Raw genomic sequence first — 25,679 nt, forward strand, 5'->3', positions numbered from 1 at the left:
TCTTACTCTCCGGTCGTCATGCCCGTGGCATTGGGCATGATCGTATTGTCGATGGTCACGCTGTTGCCGGCGGCAAGCTTGTTCTGCCCGGCATTGACGATCACATCACCGGCGGAAACGCCCTTGCTGACCTCGATCTGGGTGCCGAAGCGGCGGCCTGCGGTGACGAACACCTGCTCGACGATCTGCTTCTTCGGCGCATCAGCTGCGGCACCTTCCTCTGGCTTGGCGTCGACGACGCGGAAGACGTAGGTGCCATAGAGGCTCTGCACCACCGCCGTCTGCGGCAGGGCAATGACGTTCTCCTCCGCCGGCAGCACGACGTCGACAAAAGCAAACTGGCCGGGGCGCAGCAGGCCTTCCGAATTGTCCACTTCCGCCTGCAGCGAGACGAGGCGCGACTGCGGGTCGATCTTGGGATCGATACCTGTGATCTTGCCGCGGTGGCTGAACTCGCCTTCCGTCAGGCCGGCCTTGATCTCCTGGCCGATGCTGACGAGCGGCAGCTGCTGCTCGGGGATGGTGAAGTCCACCTTCATGACCTTCAGATCCTGAAGCGTGGCAATCGTGGTGCCGGCCTGCAGGAACTGGCCCTCATCAACCTTGGCAATGCCAATGGTGCCGGAGAAGGGCGCAACGATCTTCTTCAGATTGATGGCCGCCTGAACGCGCTCAACCTGCGAGCGGGAGGCATCCAGCGCTGCCGTGGCATTGTCCAGCTCCGAAGTGGAGCTGAAGCCGCGGGTGTTCAGCGCAGAGGCACGGCTCAGCGCCTGTGCGTCACGGGCCTCGTTCGCCTTGGCGGCGATCATGTCGGCCTGTTCGGTTTCATCATCGAGCTGCACCAGCAGCTGGCCCTTTTCAACGTCCTGATTGGAGGTGAACAGGATTTCCTTGATGATGCCTGACGTTCTGGCCGGTACGTCCACGCCCTGACGCGCGCGGATGGTGCCGATGGACTGGATCACGGGCTCTACCCGCTCCGGTTCAACGGTCAGCGCCGAAACGGTGATCGGCGGACGCGGCTGCGCGAAGAACGCCTGGATCATGCTGGCGCGGAAGTTGTCGAACCACCAGGCGCCGTATCCAAGGCCACCTACGATCGCAATGGCAATAAGCCCGATAATGAAACGTTTCATCTGTTTCCCGGTCATGCGGCGAACCGGCCGCTTTCTAATGCGACTGCCCCCCTGCAGTTTCCTGCCGGGCTTTGCCGCGGATAGTATCGCTGGAGCGGCGGATTTTCGATCACTCTTTATAGGGGTAATCACCAATCTGCGCTCATTGGCTTGCAAACTTTACCGTCCGGACGGTAAAGTCAAGATGACGCAGTGCGGAAAATGACAAACATCGGCGGTGAATGTGACTGAAGTGCAACAGGGTTCAAGGCAGGCAAAGCGGGAAGCGACACGGGAGCGACTCATTGATGCGGCCGTGGAACTCGTCTACGCAGAAAGTGCCCGGAAGCTGTCGCTTGAGGCTGTTGCCGAAAGAGCTGGCGTCTCGAAGGGCGGGCTGCTCTATCACTTCAAGTCCAAATCAGAGCTTCTGCGCGCCATGGTCGAGCGGCACATGGCGATGGTCAGCAAGTCGGTCAGTGAGGCTTTCGAGGAAACATCGCGCGACAACAAGCCCAATGCCCTGATGCGGGCCTATCTGATTGCCGTGGCGCGGGACGTCTGCCCCTTGAGCGAACCGCCTGCCGGAATGCTTGCCGCCATTGCCGAGGAGCCCGAGCTGCTGGCCCCGGTCAAGGCCCACCACGTCAGCCTTGTCCGCGAAATCCGCGCGACCTGCGAAACGCCGGAGCTTGCGGAGATTGCCTTCCTGGCGATCGAGGGCGTCTGGCAGCTGATGATGTTTTCCGTCTGCCCCTTCTCGGAGGAAGAGATACTTCAGCGGCTCGACCGCCTTTCCGAGCTTCTGGCCAATCCTCCGGCCGCATTCACAGGCAATCGGGAGCAGGACGACCCGCGCTCTTGACCCCGGCTGCCCGTCCGTCCACCTTACCGCCAACTGGCAGGACAAGTGGCGTGACTGAAGCTTCCCCGAATTCCAACATCGCCGAATTCACGGTTTCCGATATCTCCTTTTCCATCAAGCGCACGCTTGAGGATGCTTTCGGCTATGTGCGGGTGCGCGGCGAATTGGGGCGCATCTCGCGGCCCGGCTCCGGCCACATCTATCTCGATCTCAAAGATGACCGGTCGGTGCTGTCCGCCGTCATCTGGAAAGGCGCAGTTTCCAAGCTGAAGATCCAGCCCGAACAGGGGCTGGAGGTGATCGCCACCGGTAAGGTTACCACCTTCCCCGGCCAGTCCAAGTATCAGATGGTGATCGATGCGCTGGAACCGGCGGGTGCCGGGGCGCTGATGGCGCTGCTGGAAGAGCGCAAGCGCAAGCTCGCCGCCGAGGGCCTGTTCGCGCCCGAGCGCAAAAGGCCGCTGCCCACCCTGCCGCGCGTCATCGGCGTCGTCACCTCGCCCACCGGCGCGGTGATCCGCGACATCCTGCACCGCATCTCCGACCGTTTCCCGCTGCATGTGCTGGTCTGGCCCGTGCGCGTGCAGGGCGAGACCTGCGGCGCGGAAGTCGCCAACGGCATCCGTGGCTTCAACGCCCTGCCCGAGGGCGGGGCCATTCCCCGGCCGGATCTCATCATCGTTGCCCGTGGCGGCGGCAGCCTCGAAGACCTTTGGGGCTTCAACGACGAGGCCGTGGTGCGCGCAGCTGCCGAAAGCGCCATCCCGCTGATCTCCGCCGTGGGCCACGAAACCGACTGGACGCTGATCGATCTGGCCGCAGATCTGCGCGCCCCGACGCCCACGGGCGCAGCCGAAATCGCCGTGCCGGTGAAGGCGGAACTGCTGGCCTCGCTCAACGACCTGAACCGCCGCCTTTCCGCCGGGCTCTTGCGGCTGGTGGCCAGCCGCCGGACGGAGTTGCGCGCCGCCGCCGCCGCCCTGCCCGCCCCGCGTGATCTTCTGGCCCTGCCGCGCCAGCGCTTCGACTTTGCTGCCGGCAATCTGGAGCGTGGGCTGTCCGTCAACACCCGCGCCCACCGCACCCGGCTGATGCGCGCCGAGGCGCTGCTCACGCCGCTGACGCTGGCCCGCCGGACCACGCAGGCCCGTGACCGGCTGACCGGTCTGGAAGAGCGGCTGGCCCGTGCCCTCACCGTTGCCATTGCCAGCCAGTCGCAGCGGCTCAACGCCGTTTCAGGCCGCCTGACGCCTGCCCCGCTGATCCGTCAGATCCGGCTGGGGCAGGAGCGGCTCGGCACGCTCTCCACCCGGCTGGGCCGCACCGGCCAGCAGCTGACGCAGGAACGCCGCGCACGGCTCGACAGTCTGTCCAAGCTGCTGAAGTCTCTGTCCTACAAGGATGTGCTGTCGCGCGGTTATGCGCTCGTACGCGCCGCCGATGGCCAGCCGCTGCGCAACCCCGCCGATGCCCCCGCAGGCACCTTGCTCTCCATCGAACTGGCAGGCGGTCAGATCTCCGCCGAAGTGGTGGAGGGTGACGGCCCCGCATCTTCTTCCGCCGGCAGCAGCACCGTGCCGCCTGCAAAGAAGCCCCGCGCCGCCAAAGCCGCCGCATCGAAGCCGGATGCACCGGCTTCCAATCAGGGCAGCCTGTTCTGAGGGCAAAGATCCCGGGTGAATTTCGCAGGCTTGTCCGCCATTTGGAGGGCTCCCGGCCAATGGACAGGCCCTGCCCCCTTCGCTAGCTTTCGCGCAGGACCCGGCCTCATTGCGGGAGCAGAAAAGCCATGCATTTCGACCTGACCGAGGAACAGAGCCTCATCGCCGAAACCGCCCGCAAGCTGGCGGCAGACCGGCTGGCGCCGCTGGCCGAAACGCTGGACCACGGCGGCGGACGCGAGGCGTTTCTGGAGAACCTGAAGGTTCTGGCCGAAAACGGCTTCATGGGCCTGAATGTGCGGGGCGATTACGGCGGCACGGAAGCCGGTACGCTGGCCTTTGCGCTCTCCGTCGAGGCTCTGGGCCAGTCTTGCGCCTCAACCGGCGTCACCGTGTCGGTGACCAACATGGTCGGCGAGGTCATCCAGGCTGTCGGCAACGAGGCCCAGCGCGCCGCCTATCTGCCGAAGCTGACCGATGGCACCTATGCAGCCGGCGGCTTCTGCCTGACGGAAGCAGGTGCGGGCTCTGATCCGGCCGGCATGAAGACCCGCGCCGTGAAGGACGGGGACAGCTACATCCTCAACGGCGCCAAGCTCTACATCACCTCCGCCGAATATGCGGGCGTCTTCGTCGTCTGGGCCGTCACCGATCCCGTCGCGCCGAAGGGCAAGGGCATTTCCTGCTTCCTCGTTGAAGCCGGGACGCCGGGGCTCATCATCGGCAAGGCGGAAAAGAAGATGGGCCAGACGGGTTCTGCGACCAACGAGGTGCTCTTTCAGGACTGCCGCGTGCCCGCATCTGCCCTGATGGGGCATGAAAATCAGGGTTTCCGCGTTGCAGTGGGAGAACTGGCAGGCGGGCGCATCGGCATCGCCGCCCTGTCGCTCGGCATTGCGCGCGCCGCCATGAGCGCGGCCAAGGCCTATGTTAAGGAGCGCCAGCAGTTCGGCGCGCCGCTCTCTGACATGCAGGGCATCCAGTGGATGATCGCCGATAGGGAAACCGAGCTGGAAGCTGCCCGCCTTCTCATCCTGCAGGCCGCATGGCTGAAGGATCAGGGCCGCCCCTTCGCCCGCGAAGCCTCCATGGCCAAGCTATTCGCCTCGGAAGCTGCGCAGAAAGCCACCTACACAGCCCTGCAGCTGCACGGCGGCGCCGGTTACATCAAGGACTACCCGCTGGAGCGCTACGCCCGCGACGCCCGGATCACGACGATCTACGAAGGCACCAGCGAAATCCAGCGCCTCATCATCGCCCGTGAGGTGCTGAAGGGGATTTGAGGGGCAGAGATTGGCGGAAAGGCACGCGCCTCTCGTCCTCTCTCCGTCTTGCCATGGCTTGACCATGGCATCCATGCCCTTGCCTATCCAAGGGGTCTGGCGGGGCTGGCCCTTCGACTTGTCACAAGCGTGCGCGCTGACGGGGAACGGGGTGGGTGCCATGGTCGAGCCATGGCAGGACGAAAATGGGGGGCTTGCAGCCCGAAAGAGGGCAATGTTTCATTGGACGCACGGAGCAGAATCGGGCCCACGTTTTGCCGCAGCGCCCCTCTCCACCCTCAAGGGGGGGGAGAGGAGTTGGTGCCTGACGGGCTGTCCGTCATAAACACTGCCCCGAACGGGGCTGGCCCGCGTCACGAAACACAGGCCAGCCCCACTCATTCGCTTTACAGCACACGCCCAGGATTGAGGGTGTTCTTCGGGTCGAAGGCGGTTTTGATGCGCTGCATCAGGTCGAGTTCCAGCTCGCTCTTCACCTGCTTCATCAGATCGCGCTTCAGGCGGCCGATGCCGTGTTCGGCAGAGATTGACCCGTTGAACTCGTGCACGATGCCATGCACCAGCTCGTTCATCTCGTCCCAGCGCTCGATATAGGCTTCCTTGTCGGCGCCGATGGGCTGGCTGACGTTGAAGTGGATGTTGCCATCTCCCAGATGACCGAAAGGCACCGGGCGGCAGCCGGGAACCATGGCTTCAACGGCGGCAATGGCCTTGTTGAGGAAAGCCGGGATCGAGGCGACCGGCACGGACACGTCATGCTTGATCGAGCCGCCTTCGGCACGCTGCACTTCCGACATGCCGTGGCGGATGTGCCAGAAGTCGTTCACCTGCTGCAGGCTTTCTGCAAAGGCCGCATCCTCGACCACACCCTTCTCAAAGGCCTCGCCCAGAATGGACTCCAGCAGGTCACGCACCGGGAAGGCTTCGGTGCCGGAGGAAAGCTCCATCAGCACATACCAGGGATGGCTGCCGGACAGCGGGTCGCGGGCGCCACTCAGATGGCGGAGGCAGAACTCCAGGCCGACGCGCGGCATGATTTCAAAGCCGGTGAGAATCGGTCCGGCCTGCCCTTTGGCGAGCGAGAACAGCTGCAGCGCATCTTCCGGGCTCGCCAGACCAACAAAGGCGGCTTCCAGCTTCTTCGGCTTGGGGAAAAGCTTCAGCGTGGCGGCCGTGATGACCCCCAGAGTGCCCTCTGCGCCGATAAATAATTGTTTCAGATCATAACCGGTGTTGTCCTTGCGCAGGGCGCGCAGGCCGTTCCAGATGTCCCCGTTTGCCATCACAACTTCGAGGCCGAGAACCAGATCGCGGCTGTTGCCATAGGCCAGAACCGCGGTGCCGCCGGCGTTGGTGGAGAGGTTGCCGCCGATCTGGCAGGAGCCTTGCGCACCGAGGGAAAGCGGGAAAAGCCGGTCGACCTTTTCCGCCTCGCGCTGCAGCGCTTCAAGCACCACGCCAGACTCCACCGTAATGGTGAAACCGTCCGGATCGACGTTGCGCACCTTGTTGAGGCGGCCGAGCGAGAGGACGATCTCATCCCCGGATTCCTGCGGGATCTGGCCGCCGACGAGGCCGGTGTTGCCGCCCTGCGGCACGATCTTGAGCCCCTGCTCATCGGCATAGCGCAGCACCGCGCTGACCTCTGCCGTGGAGCCGGGACGCAGCACCATGGGCGTCACACCCTGATAAAGATCGCGCCACTCCACGAGGTAGGGCGCCTTGTCTGAGGCAGCAGTCAGAACATTGGCAGCGCCGATGATTTCGGCAAAGCGGGCGGCGTGGGCAGTATCGGCCATGACGGGCTCCCTGAAGGTCCGGCCCCGGCAGGGGGCAAAACTGACGACAGCGCGCCGCTATCATATCGCAGGCCGCCGGTCCAGCCGGAGCTTTGCCACAGGCGCGGCAGCAGGCTTGAAGCGGGCAACCGCGTGTGCCATAGGAAGCCAGCCCGCCGGGCAGACGGTTAAGGAAGTCATCTGGAGAAAAACATGGCGGAAACGCACGGACTGATGAAAGGCAAACGCGGCCTCGTGATGGGCGTTGCCAACAACCGGTCGATTGCCTGGGGTATCGCCAAGGCCCTCTCGGATGCAGGCGCTGAAATTGCCCTCACCTATCAGGGCGAAGCCCTTAAGAAACGCGTCGAGCCGCTCGCCGAGCAGCTGGGTGCCATCGTTGCTGGCCATTGCGACGTAACGGACGCGGCCAGCATCGACGAGGTATTTGCCCATCTGGAAAAGACCTGGGGCAAGCTCGACTTCCTCGTCCACGCCATCGCCTTCTCCGACAAGGAAGAGCTGACCGGCCGCTATGTGGACACCACGGCAGGCAACTTCGCCCGCACCATGGACATTTCGGTCTATTCCTTCACCGCTGTCACGCAGCGCGCCGAGAAGCTGATGACCGATGGCGGCTCCGTGCTGACGCTGACCTATTACGGCGCCGAAAAGGTGATGCCGCATTACAACGTCATGGGCGTTGCAAAGGCCGCCCTCGAAGCCAGCGTCAAGTATCTGGCCGCGGACCTCGGCCCGCAGAACATCCGCGTCAACGCGATTTCGGCAGGTCCGATCAAGACGCTCGCCGCCTCCGGCATCGGCGACTTCCGCTACATTCTGAAGTGGAACGAGTACAACGCCCCGCTGCGCCGCACGGTCACCATCGAGGAAGTGGGCGATGCAGCCCTGTTCCTGCTGTCCGACCTTGGCCGCGGTGTCACCGGCGAAATCCAGCATGTGGACTGCGGCTACCACGTCGTCGGCATGAAGGCCGTGGACGCACCGGATATTTCGGTGGTCAAGGAGTGATCTTCAGGGCCGGACCTGAAGCATGATTGAAAGGGCACCCCACCGGGTGCCCTTTTTGTATTTGGACTGCCCGCATTCCGGTCTCGCAAAATTTACCGGTGTGGCTTCCGCCAGGCAAATGCCTCGTTTACAAAGCCATGGCATTCTCGCACAGCAGCATCCAGTGCCCCGCACGCTGCGTATCTTCCCGAAAGAGACCTCATGGCCGACCTCACCGAGACCGGAACGCTCCGCATGAAGCTGCAAGTCTCCAAACTGCTCATCTTCATCCGTCACGGCCAGACCGACTGGAACGCGGAAGGCCGGATGCAGGGCCAGAAGGACATTCCGCTCAATGATACAGGCCGTGGTCAGGCCCGCCGCAACGGCCAGGCACTGGCCTCCTTCCTGGCGCATGAGGGCATTGATCCGGCGGGACTGCGCTTCATTGCCTCGCCCCTCGGCCGCACCCGCGAGACCATGGATCTGATGCGCGAGGCCATGGGCCTGCCCGCCGGAGGCTACGAACTGGAGCCGCGCGTCAAGGAAATCACCTTCGGAGACTGGGAAGGGCGCACCCTTGAAGAACTCGCGGCGAGCGATCCCGCGCTTGTTGCGCAGCGCCGGTCCGACAAATGGGGCTTCGTGCCGCCGCAGGGCGAAAGCTACGCCATCCTGTCGCAGCGAATCAGCGGCTGGCTGGCGGAACAGACGGAGCCGTCGGTCTCTGTCATTCATGGCGGCGTGATCCGCGTGCTGCGCGGCCTGCTGGAAGACATTGCCCCGGCTGAAATCCCGAGGCTCGATGTGCCTCAGGATGTTGTCTATCTGTGGAAAGATGGAAAGCTCAGCCTGATCTGAGAGGCTGCCTTCAGCTTTCGATCTGCAGATCGTAGAGCTTCCGCTGGCTGCCCTCGACGTCATAGAAGACGCGCACCTTCTGGCCCGGCTTGATGTCATCAACGAAGAAATCCACCGGGAAGGTGTAGGTCGTCCCGTCGGTCATGGTGATGGTGGCGGTGTCCACGTTGATCTGGGCGATCTCCCCAGTTGCTTCGTCAGCGAGAGCTGCCGAACTCACCAGCCCAAACAGGCCAAGGGCGATCAAACCTGCACGCACATGCTTCATTCTCTTCTCCGGTCTCTCGGCGGGTGCCGGCCGCTCATGGCAGGTCCGCCATGGGTAGGGCATCCGAAGGTTTGGCCGTCCAGTCCTTGCCCGCATTCCATGACCTGCCTATGTCAGCATGCGAAGCACCGGCACGACTTTAAGCAAACCTGTAAGGGAAACTGAAGGCGTTTTCTTGGCAGGATCGGGATATCACCGGAGGAAGGCATGGCACCATCATGAAAATCGGCGCAGAGACCCGCAGTCCCGCGAGTTTTTATGCCCTCCTGCCGGCCTTCACGGAGTTTGCCGGTGTTGCCGATGCAGGCGGCTATGCCCCGGTTCCCGATGACTGGATCGTCTGCATCGCCGACATCCTGCAGTCCACCGCCGCCATTGCCGCCGGGCGCTACAAGGATGTGAACATGGTGGGTGTGGCGGTGATTTCCGCCCTCACCAACAAGCTCGGCGTCGATCAGGTGCCCTTCGTCTTCGGCGGCGATGGAGCCACCGTGCTGGTGCCGCCGGAAGCGCGCAGCGTTGCGGCCGAGGCTCTGGCCGGTGTCGTCCGGCTGGCAGAGCAGATCTTTTCGCTCGATCTGCGCACGGCACTCATCCCCGTCAGCGCGTTGCGCGCCCGTGGCACCGATGTGCTGGTGCGCAAGTTCGAGCTGAGCCCCGGCAATTATCTGGCCATGTTCTCCGGCGACGGGCTGCAGCTTGCGGAAACCATCCTGAAGGATCCGGACGCGGTGCGCCCCTTCCTCTCCGGCGTCGAGGCCCCTGCCGATCCCGACCTCACCGGCTTTTCCTGCCGCTGGGAGCCCCTGCCCTCCCGCCATGGGCAGATGGTCAGCCTGATGGTGCGGCCTGCGACGACGAGCGATCCGGCAGCGCTCAAGACCCTGATGAGCGGCCTGCGCCAGGCAACGGGCAGCGATCCGCAGGCAGCGCAGATGCCGGAGGCCCCGGTCACGCCGCAAGCCCTGTCGCTGCGTGCGGCCCCGGACACCCTGACCCGGGAAGCCCGGCTGCTCGGCGGCGGCAAGATCCGCCTGAAAGAGGTGCTGAAGATCATTCTCGGCGTGGCCGCCGTGCGCTTTTCCCGCTGGACCGGCTGGACCATCGGGCCGCTCAAACCTTCAGAATATATGCAGGACATGCTGACCAACACCGATTACCGCAAGTTCGATGACACGCTGCGGCTGGTGCTGGACCTGAACGAACAGCAGATCAGTGGCCTCAAAGCGTTTCTGCAGGCGGAGTTCGCTGCCGGGCGCATCATCTATGGCCTGCATCAGTCAGACACCGCGCTGATGACCTGCCTTGTCTCCGACATGGCCGGGCGCCAGCACGTGCATTTCGTGGATGGCGCCGATGGCGGGCTCTCCGTTGCCGCAAGGGCCTTCAAGGAGCGGCATCAGCAGCTCTACTCCGCGCAGGCCATTTGACCGCAAGGCAATTCCCACCTAAGACACTGGCCCCAGAACTGTTACGAACCTGCACGAACCGCCACGGGCTTTCCATGTCGCACAATTCCTTCGGCCACCTCTTCCGTTTCACCACCTGGGGCGAAAGCCATGGGCCGGCGATCGGCTGCGTCGTGGATGGCTGCCCGCCGCTGATCCCGCTGACGGAAGCCGACATTCAGGGCTTCATGGACAAGCGCAAGCCCGGCCAGAACCGCTTTACCACCCAGCGCCGCGAGCCGGACGAAGTGAAGATCCTCTCCGGCGTGATGGTGGATGAGGACGGCGTGCAGAAGACCACCGGCACGCCGATTTCCCTCTACGTGGAAAACACGGACCAGCGCTCCAAGGATTATTCCGAGATCAAGGACCGCTACCGCCCCGGCCACGCCGATTACACCTATGACGCCAAATATGGCATCCGTGACTATCGCGGCGGCGGACGGTCTTCGGCCCGCGAAACCGCCATGCGCGTTGCCGCTGGCGCTGTTGCCCGCAAGATCATTCCGAATGTCACCATCCGCGCTGCACTGGTGCAGATGGGCCCGCACAAGATCGGCCGCAACAACTGGGACTGGGCGGAGGTGGACAACAATCCCTTCTTCTGCCCCGATGCAAAGATGGCAGAGTTCTACGCGGACTATCTCGACGGCATCCGCAAGGCAGGCTCTTCCGTTGGCGCGGTGATCGAGGTTGTGGCCGAAGGCGTGCCCGCAGGCCTTGGCGCGCCGCTCTATGGCAAGCTGGATCAGGACATCGCCAGCGCGCTCATGTCCATCAACGCGGTGAAGGCCGTAGAGATCGGCAACGGCTTTGATGCCGCCAGCCTCACCGGCGAGGAAAACGCCGACGAGATGCGCGCCGGCAATGCCCGCCCGCTGTTCCTCTCCAATCACGCCGGCGGCATTCTGGGCGGCATCTCTTCCGGCGAGCCGATTGTGGCCCGCTTTGCGGTGAAGCCCACCTCCTCCATTCTCACCACCCGCCAGTCGGTCACCCGGCAGGGGGACGAAGTGGACGTGATGACCAAGGGCCGCCACGACCCGTGCGTCGGCATCCGTGCCGTGCCGGTGGGCGAGGCGATGATGGCCTGCGTGCTGGCAGACCATTTCCTGCGCCATCGCGGACAGGTTGGATAATCTTTCAGCGACACTGAAAACAGGATGTTCTTTTCCTTGCAGCTGAAAGCGCGATGCGCTAGCGTCTGCGCATGAGACTAGATCATTGGCTTGCAGCAAATGGAGAAAGCCGCAGCGCATTTGCGCGGCGGGCTGGCCTGTCACCGGCTTCGGTGACGGCTCTGTGCAACGATCCCGGCGCCTGGGTATCGCGTGACATGGCACGCAAGATTGCCGAGGCAACCGGCGGCGGCGTCACGCCCAATGACTTTCTCGGCCTTTCCATCACCAAGGAGCATCCCGTGTCCCAGGCCCGTGTAGCCGAAGCGATCCGTGCCTTTGAGCGCGGTGAGATTGTTGTCGTCACCGATGATGACGACCGCGAAAACGAAGGCGACCTGATCGTCGCCGCCACCAAGGTGACGCCGGAGCAGATGGCCTTCATCGTGCGCCACACCTCCGGCATCGTCTGCGCGCCGATGACGCTGGCCGCCGCCAAGCGCCTGCGCCTTGACCCGATGGTGTCGAACAACGATGCACCGCTTTCGACCGCCTTCACCATTTCCGTTGATTACCGCCACGGCCTGACCACCGGCATTTCGGCGGACGAGCGCTGCGCCACCGTGCGCGGACTGGCGAACCCGAATGCCGGACCTTCCGATTTTGTCCGCCCCGGCCACATCTTCCCGCTGATCGCCAAGGAAGGCGGCGTGCTGATCCGTTCCGGCCATACGGAAGCCGCCGTGGACCTGTGCCGCCTTGCCGGGCTGGAGCAGGTGGGCGTCATTTCCGAACTGGTCAACGACGATGGCACGGTGAAGCGCGGTGTGCAGGTGGCGGAATTTGCCGCCGAGCATGACCTCAAGATGGTGTCGGTATCCGACCTCATCGCCTGGCGCCAGCGCACCGAAAAGCTGATCGAGCGCGTCAACGAGCAGCCGATCCAGACCGTCGCAGGCCCGGCCTATGCCGTCACCTATTCCACGCCCTACGACCCGATGCACCATGTCGCCATCGTCTATGGAGACATCCTCGACGGGCGCAGCGTGCCCGTGCGGCTGCAACTGGAATCGGTGCTGGATGATGTGTTCGGCGCCGCCCAGCCGCTCGACGCAGTGATGAAGAGCTTTGCGGACCGGGGCCGCGGCGTCATCGTGTTCCTGCGCGAGGGCTCGGTAGGCGTTGCCCGCCAGTCCCGCCGCCAGCGCACGGATCTGGAAGCTGCCGAGTTTGAAGAGCACGGCTCGGCACAGGTGCGGCAGGAACAGTGGCGTGAGGTTGGCATCGGCGCGCAGATCCTGAAGGATCTCGGCGTCACCTCCATCCGCCTCCTTTCCTCCCGCGAGCGCCACTACGTCGGCCTCGAAGGCTTCGACATCAAGATCGAATCCACGGAAATCCTGGAAGCCTGAGGCTTTACGGATATGACACCAGAACGCCGCAGCTCACCCTGCGGCGTTTTTTGTTGTGCGGTGAGGCCCTGCCTCTCCCGTCATCCCCACGAAGGTGGGGATCCAGTAGCCCCTGAAGCCGTGACGGCGAAGACAGGGCATACTAGATCCCGGTCTTGCCGCTGCGCGCCAAACCGGGATGACAGCCGTGTCATGACAACGGCGCTTCACACACATCATTCATGGAAAACAAGTGGTACAGACGAGTGGATTCGAACCACCGACCTTCGGAGCCACAATCCGACGCTCTAACCAACTGAGCTACGTCTGCACGGGCTGAGAGGCAAGCCTCCCGCATCAGCGCTTCCAGCATTCCAGGCCCTTAGCCCGCAAAACAACGGCGCGGACCGTCAGCGCTGCGGTCCGTCTTTACAAGCGGTCTTCTAATCGAGCTTTGCTGCTGCGGCAAGCAAAAAAGCAGCGTCATCAACATGGAGGCGCCTGCCCTGTGGGCAAGCCGGACAAGCCGCAGACTTGCGGCCTGTTCTCAGATCATTCAGCCAGCACTCGCTGGGGCGGGAAGATGATTTCCACCAGCGTGCCCTGATCCGGCACGCTGTCGATGCGGAACGCGGCGCGGTTGGCTTCCACCAGCGCCTTGGTCAGCGGCAGGCCAAGGCCCGTGCCGCTGCCGGGGCGGGCGGTGTGAAGCTGGCGGAAGGGCTCCAGCGCGGCGGCCAGATCCTTGGCATTCATACCCGTACCCGTGTCGCGCACCCGCAGCGCCACCTCGCCCGTCGGCTCGAGCGCCGAGGACACGATCACCTGCCCGCCGGAGCGGTTGAACTTGATGGCGTTGGACAGAAGGTTCAGCACGATCTGGCGCAGGGAGCGCAGGTCTGCCACCACATTGGGGACCGTAGCCGGCAGGCTGGCGCGGATGATCACCCGCTCCCGGTTCGCCTGCGGCTGCATCAGCGCCACACACTCGCGCACGATCTCGTTGACGGAGACGGCGGCGAAGGTCAGGTCCATCTTGCCCGCCTCGATCTTCGACAGGTCGAGAAGATCGTTGATCAGGCTCATGATATGCGAGCCGGAGGTGCGGATGTCCTTCAGATATTCCTTGTAGCGCTCGTTGCCGATGGCGCCGAAACGCTCCTCCATCATCACTTCCGAGAAGCCGATGATGGCATTGAGCGGGGTGCGGATCTCGTGGCTGATCTTGGCAAGAAAATCCGACTTCTGCGAGCTGGCGGTTTCCGCCTGGCGCTTGGCCTTGGTCAGTTCTTCCTCAGCCGCCTTCCACTGGGTGATGTCGCGCAGCACCGCGCAGAACTTCAGCGTATCATTGCCCTGCCCTAACCGGCCGATGGTCATGAACAGCGGAATGAGCCCGCCAGAGGACACCCGGCCAATCACCTCGCGCCCGTCGTTGAGGACGCTCGCAACGCCGTTGCGGGACAGCCCATCGAGATAGTCCAGCGCCGAACGGTGGCTTTCAGGGGCGAGGAACTCGGTAAGCGGCGCACCGGTGATATCGACGCGCGCGGCCCCGAACAGCGCTTCGGCAGAGCCATTGGCCTTGAGGATGGTGCCGAACCGGTCCAGCAGCAAGACGCCGTCCGTCGCCGTTTCGAGGATCGTGTCCATTTCGGCAATCTGCTCACGGGCGCGGGCGAGTTCCCGCTCCACATGTGCCGGAATGCCAGAGGGCTGCGCAGCCACGGCAGCAGCAGCAGGCGCCGGAGACGCCTCGCCGGCCGGCGGCTGGCGGCATTCGATGATGGAGACCATCAGTCCGCGCCCGCCATTCCACGGCACGGTGTGCATGCGGGCGAAGACCGGCTTCAGGCGGCCATCGGCCAGCCGCAGCTTCATGGTCTCGTCCAGCGTGCCTTCCAGCCGGTCACCCGGCAGATGATCGGGACCGGCAAACAGCGCCTCGAAGCCGCCGGCCTCGTCCAGAGCCTCCAGATTGGGATAGCCGAGCAGCGCCAGTAGCGTCTCGTTGGTGTAGAGCACCTCACGGTCGCGGACGATGGCAATGCCGATGGGCAACCGGTCGAGAAGACGCGGATCGACAGGGGCGGCAGGCGGAGCGACCGGGCGCAGCCGGGCAGCCGCTTCCGCAATCTCCTCTTCCGTATCGTCGTCAAGGCCGAAGTCGCCTTCAAGCCTTGCGCCCAGCGCTTCGGCGATCTTGCGGAAAGCGGCCCGCTCCGGCTTGGTCAGGCGCGAGGCATCAACCGGCACCACGCGGGTGGGCTTGCCGGTGAAAGGCACGACGCGGCTGTCGGGACGCGGCTGGGCAGCAGGTTCAGGCTGAGGTTCGGCAACGGCAGCAGCTTCACTTTCCGGCTCCGCTTCCGGTTCCGCCTGCGCCTCTGCGGTGGCAATCTGCATAGCCTCTTCCAGCGCTGCAAAATCATCCGCCGCAGGGGCTGCCTCTGCAACCTCGCCAGCAACGCTGTCACCGGCCTCGTCAGCCACCGGCGCCGGAGTTTCGTCCTGCCGGACGTCAGCGTCCTCTTCAAGGGCAGGCTCGTCCTGAGCTTCGGCAGCTTCGGTTTCAGAAGCCGTTTCAGCGTCACCCTCCGCCTCAAAGACAGTCACGTCTTCAGCGGCGTCAACCGCTTCTTCCCCGGCTGCGAAACCGGTATCCGGCAGAGCCAAAGCCTCCGGGGCTGCCTCCTGCACCGTTGCCTCAGCCTGCGGGGCAGCCTCTTCCGGCGCGGCCTGGGCGGCCGCATCTTCCGGCAGAGTGTCCTCCACCTTCTGACGGTAGGCACGCGGCTCCGCACTGGCAGCTGCATTGGCGGCTTCACGGGCCGCAGCCCGGCGCTCGACGGCGGCATCAAACTCACGGGCGAGCGTACGCACCGCCTTCTCGATTTCCTTCGGCTTCAGCGGCTGATCACCGGTGATGCCGACCTTCGGCGCATCGCCGAAAAGATCCGCTTCACGCGGCGCCTCCGCCTTGCGGGCTGCAGTCGTCGCCTTGATATCCTCGATCCAGCTGTGTGCCGCGGACGCCACCGCCTGCGGACGCGCATCCTCTTCAGGCGCTTCATCCTCTTCGGGCTGATCGGTCTCCTCAGCAGCTGAAACGGCTTCAGCTTCAAGCTCGGGCTCTACGGCCTCGTCCGCAACGGGAGCGGCCTCTTCCGCCTCGTCTTCGGCCACGGCCTCAACGTCCTCGGGAGCCGTCTCACCGGCCGCCTCATCAGCCAGTTCCAGCGCGGGCGCAAGAATGACTTCCGGCAGAGCAACCACAGCACCGGCCTCAGGCACCGGTGCTGCAACGGACGCCGTCTCAATGACAGGTTCTACGGCGGCGGGTTCTGCGGCGGCTGGCTCCGGGCTTTCAGCGGCTTCCGTTGCCAGCGGCATGGCCTGCGCAGGTACTCCCGCCTGAGGCTCTGCGTCGCCAAGGCGCACCACGCCGAAACCGCGATAACCTTCAAACACGCGGCGGCGGTCAAAGGCAGGCAAGGCCGCCATATCCACCGGCACCCGCAGGCGCCCGCCATCGACGGGCCAGTCCAGCGTCTTGCCGCTCCAGGTGTCGCGTCGCAGCAGGGCACGGGCAATGCTGCCGCGCGGATCAAGGCCAAAGCGTTCGGTCACCTCGGCCCAGGTCATGCCGGTGATGGCGCCTGCATCCGGGCCAAGCGCATCGGTGAACTCCGGCGAAACGAAGGTGAAGCGCTGGTCCACATCCATCTTCCAGGCAAAACGGACGGAGCGCTCCCGGGGCTCGAAACGCGCGGGCGTTTCAGATGCCGGGGCATCTTCCACGGGCGCTTCAGTTGCTTCCGTGGCAGGCGCCCCGGAAACAGACACCGGCTCTTCAACGGACTGAGGAGCGGCGGCCTCTGCAGCCTCTTCGGGCGCAGCCTCCCCGCTCCGGGCACCCTCTTCTGCGGCCAGCTCAACGGCCTCAGTTCCTGCGGCCTCAACGATGGCGGCTGCCGTCTTAACCTCATCCGGGGCATCAAGCTCAAGCGGCTGGTCATCGACCAGCATCAGGCTGCGGCCATCGGCAAGCGGCAGGCGCAGGGCATCGTGAAAGGCGCCCGCGATCATCAAGGTGCCGGTGTCCGGCTCGAACCCAGCCGCCTCTCCGGCCGTCAGGCGCGCGCCAAGCACCCCGGCAGCAGCCAGAACAGTGCCGTTTGCGTCCAGCATGAAGGCGCTGTGCTCCGGTCCCTGCAAAAGGCTGGCATAGGCCGCCAGCGCATCGCCTGGCGCCTCGGCCCCATCGACAGCAGCAATCAGGGCGCCGTAGCTGCCATCCGGCAGTTCCAGCCGCTGGCACTGGCAGGTGAGCAGAATGGCGCGCAGTCCCTTGTAGAAGCGCAGCCGCTCCAGCACCGGCTTGCCAACCGGGCCTTCAGCCGCGATCCGCGCCAGATGCGGGCGCGCCTGGGAACGCTCAAGTCCCGGCACCTGCCCCAGGTCTTCGGCGGAAGAGGCATCAAAGAAGGCCGCGCCTGCGGCATTGGCCCACAGAATGCTGTCCGCCGCTGCGTTCCAGATCCATGCCGGACGGCCGGAGCCAGCCAGCCGCGCCACCGGGGCCAGGCTGCCGAGCTCCAGAAAGGTCGTCAGGTGCTCGTCCATGGGTCAACTCCACTACGCCGGAAAGGAACCTGCGAACCCGGACGGTCTCAGGCCAGCAAAATCATGCGTGGTCAGCCGGGGCCTTTCGGTAAATATCTAGTTAAATACCGTCAAAGCCAGCCAGCGTCCACGCCAGAGCCCCCAATCGCAGGAACGGCCTTGCCTTGTGGTTAATCCGGAGGCGTCATCCGGCTGCGTCCACGGCCTTGTTATCTCAGGGTAAACAAGACCATAACAACGGTATTCCAATTTGAATATTCTGCCTGGCGGCCTTGCCACGCAGGACAGCCGGAACCACACACGCTCTGCGGGAAATTCCGTATTTTTCAAACCCGTGGGACGCGAGACTTGCCTAACGCCGCCCCCGCGTGTTTTGATCCCTCCACGGGGACATCGTGCAGTGCAGATGGAAACCAGTCCGCGGACCTTAGGGAGTTGCGGCACTGCGGCATCAGGCACTTGCGCCCCGCCGAGTGAAACACAGGGGAGTGATACCACATGGCTGCGGACAAGAACACGTTCGAGATTCCCGATCAGATGCGCGACTTTGCCGAGAAGAGCGTTGATCAGGCCCGCAAGGCCTTTGACGACTTCATCTCCCTGACCCACAAGACGGTTTCGAATGTTGAAGGCTCCGCCACCGTGGTGCAGTCCGGTGCATCCGACATCAACCGCAAGACCCTCAGCTACGCCGAAGAGCACGTGGATGCGGCCTTCCGCTTCGCCCAGCAGATGGTGCGGGCCAAGGACGTGGAAGAAATGATGAAGCTGCAGCAGGACTATCTGCGCCGCCAGATGGAACAGCTTGGCGAGCAGGCGCGTGACCTCAGCGACACAGCCACCCGCGCCGCTCAGGACGCCGCCAAGGCCGTGAAGGAATAAGAACAAACCGCCCGCGCCTTTCAGCACGGAACCAGCAGGTTTCCGGATTGAAGGCCCGGGCGCTCCCGCTGCGGAACTCTTTGGCTCTTGCCGGGTTCCTTGCACCGAAGATCCCGTGCCAGCTCTTGCAGCGATGCAGGAGACGCTGTGGTTTACTGGATTTTTGTGCACTGCAAAATAATATTGCAATGCAGCAAAATCTCACCTATATTAAGCATGCGGATGACGAGGGTGGGGCCATACGGGCCTGCCGCCCTCATGCCGGGTGCGATTGTCACGTGATCGACTCCGGCCCAAGCAGGAGATGACACATGAGCGAAATGTTGACGCCGGAGACCCCGGCCAAGGCTGCGCCGAAGGCGCGTGCCACCAAGACCACCAAGCCGGCCACTGCCGCTTCCCCCTTTGCTGAATTCGAGGCTTTTGCCATGCCCAAGATCGAAGTTCCCGCGATGGTCCGTGAAATGACCGAAAAAGGCATCGAACAGGCCCGCGACGCCTACACCAAGGTGAAGTCTGCCGCCGAAGAGGCGACCGACCTGCTCGAAGACACCTTCGAAACCTCCCGTCAGGGCGTTGTCGAGTTCAACATGAAGGCTCTCGACGCTGCCAAGACCAACACCGACGCCACCTTCTCCTTCATCAAGGACCTGATGTCGGTGAAGACCGTTGCTGAAGCCATCGAGCTGCAGTCCACCTTCGCCCGCCAGCAGTTTGATACGCTGAGCGCCCAGGCCAAGGACATGCAGGAATTCGCGACCAAGCTGACCACCGACGTTACCGCGCCGGTCAAGGAAGCTGTCGAGAAGTCCTTCAAGGACCTGAAGGCAGCCTGAGGCAGCCTCGCACGATGGCCTGACGCTTGTCTTCAGGCCAAGCCAGACGTGAGCCCCGGATGCACCGCATCCGGGGCTTTTCATTTATCACGGCTTCGTGATCCGGCCCGGCACCCGCCTCACGGGACGGGCAGCCGGCGCACATGCCCGGATAAGGACCTCGTTTGCGTTGCACCGGCCCTGACAGGGCATATCGCAACGGCATCAGCATTTTCCGCAGGTTACAAGACCTCCCGGAGCGCTCCGCCAGCTCCTGCCCCAGCGAGCCCAAGACGGGAGCGCAGGCAGGACTGTCTGTCTGCCGCTCGGAAAAGGGGAACTGCAACATCCACTTTTAGAACTATTCTAACCTGTTGATTTAATAGACTTGTTGACATACCGGAATTTAAAACTCATATTTCGCGCGCCTCAGGTGGCCGCCTGAGACAAGTTATGCGGAATGTCATTTCTGCAGACCGGAGGATTACAATGAGACTGACGAAGATGAATTCCCTTGCCCGCACCAGCCTGCTGGCAGCACTTCTTGCTGCAACCGCTTCCACGGCTGCTGTCGCTGATGGCGAGGTGAACATCTATTCCTATCGCCAGCCCACGCTTATTCAGCCGCTGCTCGATGCCTTTACGGCAGAGACCGGCATCAAGACCAACGTCATCTTCGCCAGCGAAGGCCTGGAAGAGCGCATCGCGGCCGAGGGAGCAAACTCCCCTGCCGACGTGCTGCTGACCGTGGACATTGGCCGCCTTGATGGCGCCAAGCAGGCCGGCATCACCCAGCCGGTTGTTTCGGAAGTGGTTGCCAATGACATCCCGGCTGCGTTCCGTGATCCGGAAGGCCACTGGATCGGCCTGACGTCGCGTGCCCGTATCGTTTATGCCTCGAAGGACCGCGTCGCACAGGACACGATCACCTATGAGGAACTGGCCGACCCGAAGTGGAAGGGCAAGATCTGCACCCGTTCGGGCCAGCACGTCTACACCATTGGTCTCGTCGCTTCGATGATCGCCAACAAGGGTACTGAAGAGACCGAAAAGTGGCTGGTTGGCCTGCGCGACAATCTCGCCCGCAAGCCGGCCGGCAACGACCGGTCCCAGGTTCAGAGCATCATGAATGGCGAGTGCGATCTGGCACTTGGCAACACCTATTACATGGGTGCCATGATGAACAACGAGAAGGAGCCGGAACAGAAGGAATGGGCCGCTTCTGCCAAGATTCTGTTCCCGAACGCCGCTGACCGCGGCGCACATGTCAACATCTCCGGCGTCGTGATGGCCAAGAATGCGCCGAACAAGGACAATGCGGTCAAGCTGATCGAGTTCCTGACCACCGGCCAGGCCCAGAAGATCTATGCCGAGGCGAACTTCGAATATCCGGTGACCCCGGGTGTGGAGCCGTCCGATCTGGTCAAGTCCTGGGGCGAACTGAAGGCTGACAGCCTGCCGCTCTCGGAAGTGGCGAAGTTCCGCAAGGAAGCCAGTGAGCTGGTAGACAAGGTTGCCTTCGACGAAGGCCCGAAGTCCTGACCGCCTGACCTGGGCTGATCAAGAGGGGTGCCGGAAGATTATTTCCGGCACCCTGCTTGCATTTGCCGTCCCGTGATGTGCTATGACGCGGCGTGAAGATGCCGGTCCATCCAGAAGAGCCCCGACAAGAGCGCGCATGAACGCAGCCCCCAGAAAAGACCGGATCTGGCTGACCTCAGCCATTCTTTCCGCTGTCATGATCCTCATGCCTGTCGCGGCGCTGTTCCTGATGGCGCTGGGGTCTTCCGGTGGCAGCTGGGGCCATCTGATCTCCACTGTCCTGCCGCGCGCCCTGCAGACGACCGCCCTGCTGCTGCTGGGTGTCGGCATCCTGACCGGGGTGACGGGCGTCATCACCGCATGGCTTGTCACCATGTGCCGCTTTCCCGGACGTCGCCTGTTTGACTGGGCGCTGCTGATCCCGCTGGCCGTGCCGACCTACATCATCGCCTTTGCCTATGTGGACGTGATGGCCTATTCCGGCCCCGTGCAGAGCACGCTCAGGGCCATCTTCGGCTTCCGCACGGCGCGGGACTACTGGTTCCCCGAGATCCGCTCGCTGGGCGGCGCCATCTTCGTGATGAGCGCGGTGCTCTACCCCTATGTCTATCTCTCGGCCCGGGCGAGCTTCCTGCTGCAATCCGCCAGCGCATTGGACGTGGGGCGCACGCTGGGGGCCGGGCCTCTGCGGCTTTTCCTGCGCGTTGCCCTGCCGCTGTCGCGTCCGGCCATTGCCGCCGGCATCGCCCTTGCCCTGATGGAATGCCTCAACGACATCGGCGCCGTCACTTTCTTCGGCGTGCGGACGCTGACCTTCTCGATCTATGACACCTGGCTGAACCGCTCCAACCTGGCCGGAGCCGCGCAGCTTGCCTGCGCGATGCTGATCATCGTCGTGATCCTGCTGGCGCTTGAGCGCCGCGCCCGGCGGCATCTGCGCTTCGACAGCAGCCGGGGCAAGCACCACGCCCCGGCGCGGTACCAGCTCACCGGCCTGCGGGCGCTGCTGGCCATCTCCGTCTGCGCCCTTCCCGTGGTGCTCGGCTTCATCGTCCCCGCGAGCATGCTGGCCGGACAGGCGTTCCGCCGCCTTGAGCAGGCACAGGATCCGGCATTCCTGCTGGCGGTGCGCAACAGCGTGGTGATGGCGCTCATCGCCTCAAGCCTCATCACCGGCCTAGCCATCACGCTTGTCTATGCAGCAAGGCTGCACAAGTCGAAGCTGCTGTATATGAGCGGCCGCATCGCTTCGATCGGTTATGCAGTGCCGGGCACGGTTCTGGCCGTCGGCATTCTCATTCCGCTCGCCAGCCTCGACAACACCATTGACGCGATGATGAAGCAGATGTTCGGCTTCGGCACCGGACTGCTGCTGATCGGGTCCGGAACCGCACTCGTCTACGCCTATCTCTGCCGTTTTCTCGCGGTGGCGCATGGACAGGTGGAAGGCGGCTTCGGCAAGATCTCGCCCAACCTCGACATGGCAGCGCGCACGCTGGGGCGCGGTTCAACGCGCATTCTGGGCGAAGTGCACATGCCGCTGCTGCGCCCGGTGCTGCTGTCGGCGCTGCTCATCACCTTTGTTGACTGCATGAAGGAACTGCCCGCAACGATCCTGCTGCGGCCGTTCAACTTCAACACCCTGGCGACGAGCGTCTACGAAGCGGCGTCGCGCGAGGCCTTCGAAGAGGCAGCCCTGCCGGCTCTGGCGATCGTCTTGACGGGGCTTGTTCCGGTGATCCTGCTGGCCAGCACCAGCGCGCGCAGCTTCCGGCAGAGCATCAGCAAGCGGGGGCTTGCGTCCACGTCTTAAGGAAAGGCCGCCACGAGCAGCCGCCTCCGTCACGCCGCGTGAATGGCCGCCCCGCCCGCGTTTTCCATGGACAAGTTGGTGGACGGCGTCAGGGCGGACAGATCTTCACAACCCTCCCCCTCATGCGCGGCCCGCCACTTGATGAAGGTGTCAGCCGCCATCGGCTTGCCAAGCAGATAGCCCTGCACCGTCTTGCAGCCGGACAGGCGCAGGAAGTCGAGCTGGAACTCGGTCTCGACCCCTTCTGCCACCACGTCATAGTCAAGGCTTTGTGCCATGGCCAGAATGGTCTGGACGATGGCACGATTGCTCTTGTCCTCGCCAAGGCCGGCCACGAAGGAGCGGTCGATCTTGAACGTGTCGAAGTGCATCCGCTGAAGATGGGCAAGGCTGGAATAGCCGGTGCCGAAGTCATCAATGGCAAAGCGGATCCCGGCCATGCGCAGGCGCTCTGTCGCACTGCGCACACGCTCCGGATCGGCCATGGCAACGCTTTCCGTAACTTCCAGCTCAAGAAGCGAAGGCGGGAAGCCCGTCCGGTCCAGAATCTCCAGCACACGTGAGGGGAACTCTGGCCATTCCAGCTGACGCATCGAGACATTGACCGCCAGGGACAGCCCCCTGCCCTGATCAAGCCACTCCCGTCCCTGACGGCAGGCAAGCTCCAGAACCCTGTCGCCGAGGCGCAGGATCAATCCCGTTTCCTCGGCAATAGCGATGAAGGCTGCCGGTGTCAGCAGCCCGCGCTCCGGGTGGTTCCAGCGCGCAAGAGCTTCCGCCCCCGTCACCTCGCCGGTCGCCGCGGAGACTTTCGGCTGGAAGAACACGGTTATCTGGCCGGCGGCGAGCGCCATTGGCAATTCGGCTTCCAGAGCAAGCCGTTCCTGTGCCTTCACATCTGCAGCGATCTGGCCAAAGGTGAAGCAGTTGCTGCCACCGGAGTTTTTCGCCGCGTACATGGCGATGTCGGCATTCTTGAGAATGGCGCTGAAGTCCCGTCCATTGGAGGGGAAGTTTGCAATCCCGATGCTCGCGCCGATGGACAGCTGCAGCCCGTTGACATCGCAAGGTTCTTCCACGGCCTTCAGGATTTCGCCAGCCAGCGCCAGGATCTCCTCCCGCCTGTCCTCTCCGGCAGGATAGATCAGCGCAAACTCGTCACCGCCCAACCGCGCCAGATAACGGATCTGCATGCCGTAACCAGCCGTAAACCCGGTCTCGGAACGCCCGAAGGTTTGCAGAACCGTTTCAAAGCGCGACGCCACTTCGCGCAGGAGAATATCGCCGCATTCATGACCGTAGCTGTCATTGATGCGCTTGAAGCGGTCAAGGTCGATGAACATCACCGTCAGCGGCCGCGGACTGCCATCGGCCTGCCGCATGTATCGGGCGAAATGCTGGCGGAAAGCTTCCCGGTTGGGCAGGCCGGTGACGGAATCGGTGAAGGCCAGCTTGTTGATCTGCTCCATGTTGGAGCTGATCTCACTCACCATGTCCCGGTAGGCGCGGGCCAGAACGCCGATCTCGTCGGTGCGCTCGACCGGGAACTTCACATCGAACTCCCCGGCACACACCTGATGGGCAATGGACGTCAGGCGCTTGATCGGCTTCAGAAAACCACTGCCGAAGTGCAGCAGCACGGGAACGGCAACAGCCAGGAGGCAGACCGACACAATGGCATTGCGCAGCCAGATGCTGTGCAACTGGCTGGAGATGGCCGTCCGTTCAACCGAAACCAGAACGGCACCAGCCACTGCAGCGCCATCGGTGGACCAGACCGGCATGGCAACCGAAATGCGCCCTGTCTCGACGAGTACCTGATCTTCCTCGGCGGAATAAGCCGCCAGAAGCAGCGGATTGACCTCCTGCTGGTCGAAAATTCCGGTTTTCGGGTCAGAATCGACCAGGATCGTCCGGCGCGGGTCCCAGACATAGGCCTGCTGCACCAGACCGCTGGCCGCGATGCTTTCAAGTTCCTGGGAAAGGATCAGATAGTGATGGTTGGCCAGTTGCGGCACCGCGAGCCGGCTGACGGTAGCCCCAATAGAATGCACATGAGCGACGGACTTCGTCTGCTCATCCTGATAGTCGAGAACACTGGCTGTCACCAATGTAATGGCCGTCAGGCACGCAAACAGCAGTACCACGAACAGCGTAAACCGCATTCGCAGCCCAAACCGCTGGCCCGTTCGCCGCTTCCACGCCTTGCCCAGTGCGAGTGCCATCGTTCCCCGGCCAATCCCGTCGCATTACCCAACCCCACAAGTCGCATGATCTCATGAAAAGTTATCATTGCGATTGACGGTCTAGAGAAAAATGCGGATCGGCAGGAAACCATGATGGCTGCTTATTCAGCTAATGAAAGGCGACGGAATGCGGCGGCAGCCAACGGAAAGCTGATTGAAATGAGGATTTCGTGACCAGTATTGCCATTAACAAATGGCGCAGTTGAGCCGGTTGAGGTCAATGATACGGCCCGATTTGGCACATTTGGAAACACCCGGATGACCTGCGTCATCCGGGTGTTTCCTGCTGTTCTCAAGCTTCCAGCTGAAAGCTGGTCACATCAGGCAACGAGTGCCGCTTCTGTCGCAGCCTTGACCTCATCAAGGGTCACGCCGGAGGCCAGTTCCACCAGATGCAGGCCATCCTCCTTCACGTCAAAGACGCCAAGGTTGGTGATGATCCGGTCGACACAGCCAACGCCGGTCAGCGGCAGGCTGCAGGCCTTGAGCAGCTTGCTTTCGCCAGCCTTGGAGGTGTGGTCCATCAGCACGATGACGCGCTTGACGCCCGCCACCAGATCCATGGCGCCGCCCATGCCCTTGACCATCTTGCCCGGGATCATCCAGTTGGCGAGATCGCCCTTCTCCGACACTTCCATGGCGCCCAGGATCGACAGGTCGATATGGCCGCCGCGGATCATGCCGAAGCTGTCGGCGGAGGAGAAGTAGCTGGTGTGCGGCAGCTCGGTGATCGTCTGCTTTCCGGCATTGATCAGGTCGGCATCGACCTCGTCATCCGTGGGGAACGGCCCCATGCCGAGCATGCCGTTCTCCGACTGCAGGGTCACGTGGACACCTTCAGGAATATAGTTCGAAACCAGCGTCGGGATGCCGATGCCGAGGTTGACGTAAAAGCCGTCTTCCAGTTCCTGCGCGGCCCTCTGGGCCATTTCTTCACGAGTCCAGGCCATCTA

At 63.4% G+C, this 25,679-nt stretch carries 19 protein-coding genes and 1 tRNA gene; 12 read left to right on the top strand and 8 right to left on the bottom strand.

Going from position 1 to position 25,679, the window contains the following annotated elements; genetic code table 11:
* Positions 1-2: 2 nt before the first annotated feature.
* Positions 3-1,139 (bottom strand): efflux RND transporter periplasmic adaptor subunit, encoded by a 1,137-nt coding sequence (locus H163_RS0103815; protein WP_019963224.1) that lies wholly within the window; start codon positions 1,137-1,139, stop codon positions 3-5.
* A 232-nt stretch (positions 1,140-1,371) separates the two neighbouring features.
* On the opposite strand from H163_RS0103815, the gene H163_RS0103820 reads away from it, so the two are divergent.
* From H163_RS0103820 to H163_RS0103830, 3 genes are all read left to right on the top strand, one after another.
* Positions 1,372-1,983, top strand: a complete 612-nt coding sequence (locus H163_RS0103820; RefSeq protein WP_040678077.1) for a TetR/AcrR family transcriptional regulator — start codon at positions 1,372-1,374, stop codon at positions 1,981-1,983.
* Positions 1,984-2,033: 50 nt separating this feature from the next.
* The gene (xseA, locus tag H163_RS0103825; RefSeq protein ID WP_019963226.1) at positions 2,034-3,644 is read left to right on the top strand and encodes an exodeoxyribonuclease VII large subunit; all 1,611 of its coding nucleotides are present in this window, start codon (positions 2,034-2,036) and stop codon (positions 3,642-3,644) included.
* 128 nt (positions 3,645-3,772) lie between these two features.
* The gene (locus H163_RS0103830) at positions 3,773-4,927 is read left to right on the top strand and encodes an acyl-CoA dehydrogenase family protein (RefSeq protein ID WP_019963227.1); all 1,155 of its coding nucleotides are present in this window, start codon (positions 3,773-3,775) and stop codon (positions 4,925-4,927) included.
* A 386-nt stretch (positions 4,928-5,313) separates the two neighbouring features.
* On the opposite strand, the gene H163_RS0103835 is transcribed toward H163_RS0103830, so the two are convergent.
* Positions 5,314-6,726, bottom strand: a complete 1,413-nt coding sequence (locus H163_RS0103835) for an FAD-binding oxidoreductase (protein WP_019963228.1) — start codon at positions 6,724-6,726, stop codon at positions 5,314-5,316.
* A gap of 192 nt (positions 6,727-6,918) precedes the next feature.
* Here H163_RS0103835 and fabI point away from each other — a divergent pair, with 192 nt between their 5' ends.
* Both fabI and H163_RS0103845 read left to right on the top strand, forming a co-directional pair.
* Positions 6,919-7,737: an enoyl-ACP reductase FabI gene (fabI, locus tag H163_RS0103840; protein ID WP_019963229.1), complete on the top strand. Its 819-nt coding sequence runs from the start codon at positions 6,919-6,921 to the stop codon at positions 7,735-7,737.
* A 201-nt stretch (positions 7,738-7,938) separates the two neighbouring features.
* Entirely contained in the window at positions 7,939-8,577 is a 639-nt protein-coding gene (locus H163_RS0103845) for a histidine phosphatase family protein (RefSeq protein WP_019963230.1), read from the top strand.
* Between the two features lie 10 nt (positions 8,578-8,587).
* Here the strand turns inward: H163_RS0103845 and H163_RS0103850 are convergent, their stop codons facing one another.
* A complete protein-coding gene (locus H163_RS0103850) occupies positions 8,588-8,845 on the bottom strand; it encodes a DUF1344 domain-containing protein (RefSeq protein ID WP_019963231.1) in 258 nt (85 codons plus the stop codon).
* A 218-nt stretch (positions 8,846-9,063) separates the two neighbouring features.
* Here H163_RS0103850 and H163_RS0103855 point away from each other — a divergent pair, with 218 nt between their 5' ends.
* The 3 genes from H163_RS0103855 to ribB all read left to right on the top strand — a co-directional run bounded on the left by H163_RS0103855 (position 9,064) and on the right by ribB (position 12,823).
* Positions 9,064-10,275, top strand: coding sequence for a DUF3095 domain-containing protein (locus tag H163_RS0103855; RefSeq protein WP_019963232.1), 1,212 nt, complete (start codon positions 9,064-9,066; stop codon positions 10,273-10,275).
* Between the two features lie 74 nt (positions 10,276-10,349).
* Positions 10,350-11,432: a chorismate synthase gene (aroC, locus tag H163_RS0103860; protein ID WP_019963233.1), complete on the top strand. Its 1,083-nt coding sequence runs from the start codon at positions 10,350-10,352 to the stop codon at positions 11,430-11,432.
* A 71-nt stretch (positions 11,433-11,503) separates the two neighbouring features.
* Positions 11,504-12,823 carry a 3,4-dihydroxy-2-butanone-4-phosphate synthase gene (ribB, locus tag H163_RS0103865; RefSeq protein ID WP_026355419.1) on the top strand — a complete coding sequence of 440 codons (1,320 nt, stop codon included), beginning with the start codon at positions 11,504-11,506 and terminating at the stop codon, positions 12,821-12,823.
* Between the two features lie 233 nt (positions 12,824-13,056).
* Here ribB and H163_RS0103870 read toward each other — a convergent pair.
* Positions 13,057-13,133, bottom strand: a tRNA-His gene (locus H163_RS0103870).
* Between the two features lie 221 nt (positions 13,134-13,354).
* Positions 13,355-17,428, bottom strand: coding sequence for a histidine kinase dimerization/phospho-acceptor domain-containing protein (locus tag H163_RS24750; RefSeq protein ID WP_019963235.1), 4,074 nt, complete (start codon positions 17,426-17,428; stop codon positions 13,355-13,357).
* A 498-nt stretch (positions 17,429-17,926) separates the two neighbouring features.
* Here H163_RS24750 and H163_RS0103880 point away from each other — a divergent pair, with 498 nt between their 5' ends.
* The 4 genes from H163_RS0103880 to H163_RS22150 all read left to right on the top strand — a co-directional run bounded on the left by H163_RS0103880 (position 17,927) and on the right by H163_RS22150 (position 22,480).
* Positions 17,927-18,310: a phasin gene (locus tag H163_RS0103880; protein ID WP_019963236.1), complete on the top strand. Its 384-nt coding sequence runs from the start codon at positions 17,927-17,929 to the stop codon at positions 18,308-18,310.
* Positions 18,311-18,621: 311 nt separating this feature from the next.
* Positions 18,622-19,146 (top strand): phasin, encoded by a 525-nt coding sequence (locus H163_RS0103890; RefSeq protein ID WP_019963237.1) that lies wholly within the window; start codon positions 18,622-18,624, stop codon positions 19,144-19,146.
* A gap of 468 nt (positions 19,147-19,614) precedes the next feature.
* A complete protein-coding gene (locus tag H163_RS0103895; RefSeq protein ID WP_019963238.1) occupies positions 19,615-20,667 on the top strand; it encodes a Fe(3+) ABC transporter substrate-binding protein in 1,053 nt (350 codons plus the stop codon).
* Between the two features lie 136 nt (positions 20,668-20,803).
* On the top strand, positions 20,804-22,480 hold the full coding sequence (locus H163_RS22150; RefSeq protein ID WP_019963239.1) for an ABC transporter permease: 1,677 nt from the start codon (positions 20,804-20,806) through the stop codon (positions 22,478-22,480).
* A gap of 29 nt (positions 22,481-22,509) precedes the next feature.
* On the opposite strand, the gene H163_RS0103905 is transcribed toward H163_RS22150, so the two are convergent.
* The 3 genes from H163_RS0103905 to H163_RS0103910 all read right to left on the bottom strand — a co-directional run bounded on the left by H163_RS0103905 (position 22,510) and on the right by H163_RS0103910 (position 25,676).
* Positions 22,510-24,705, bottom strand: a complete 2,196-nt coding sequence (locus tag H163_RS0103905) for a putative bifunctional diguanylate cyclase/phosphodiesterase (RefSeq protein WP_115336398.1) — start codon at positions 24,703-24,705, stop codon at positions 22,510-22,512.
* A 122-nt stretch (positions 24,706-24,827) separates the two neighbouring features.
* Positions 24,828-24,998: a hypothetical protein gene (locus H163_RS24275; protein WP_155975122.1), complete on the bottom strand. Its 171-nt coding sequence runs from the start codon at positions 24,996-24,998 to the stop codon at positions 24,828-24,830.
* Between the two features lie 48 nt (positions 24,999-25,046).
* Complete coding sequence (locus H163_RS0103910; protein WP_026355421.1) at positions 25,047-25,676, bottom strand: CoA transferase subunit B; 630 nt, start codon at positions 25,674-25,676, stop codon at positions 25,047-25,049.
* Between the last annotated feature and the right edge of the window lie 3 nt (positions 25,677-25,679).

Origin of the sequence: Pannonibacter phragmitetus DSM 14782 (assembly GCF_000382365.1) — a bacterium.
Classification (GTDB): domain Bacteria; phylum Pseudomonadota; class Alphaproteobacteria; order Rhizobiales; family Stappiaceae; genus Pannonibacter; species Pannonibacter phragmitetus.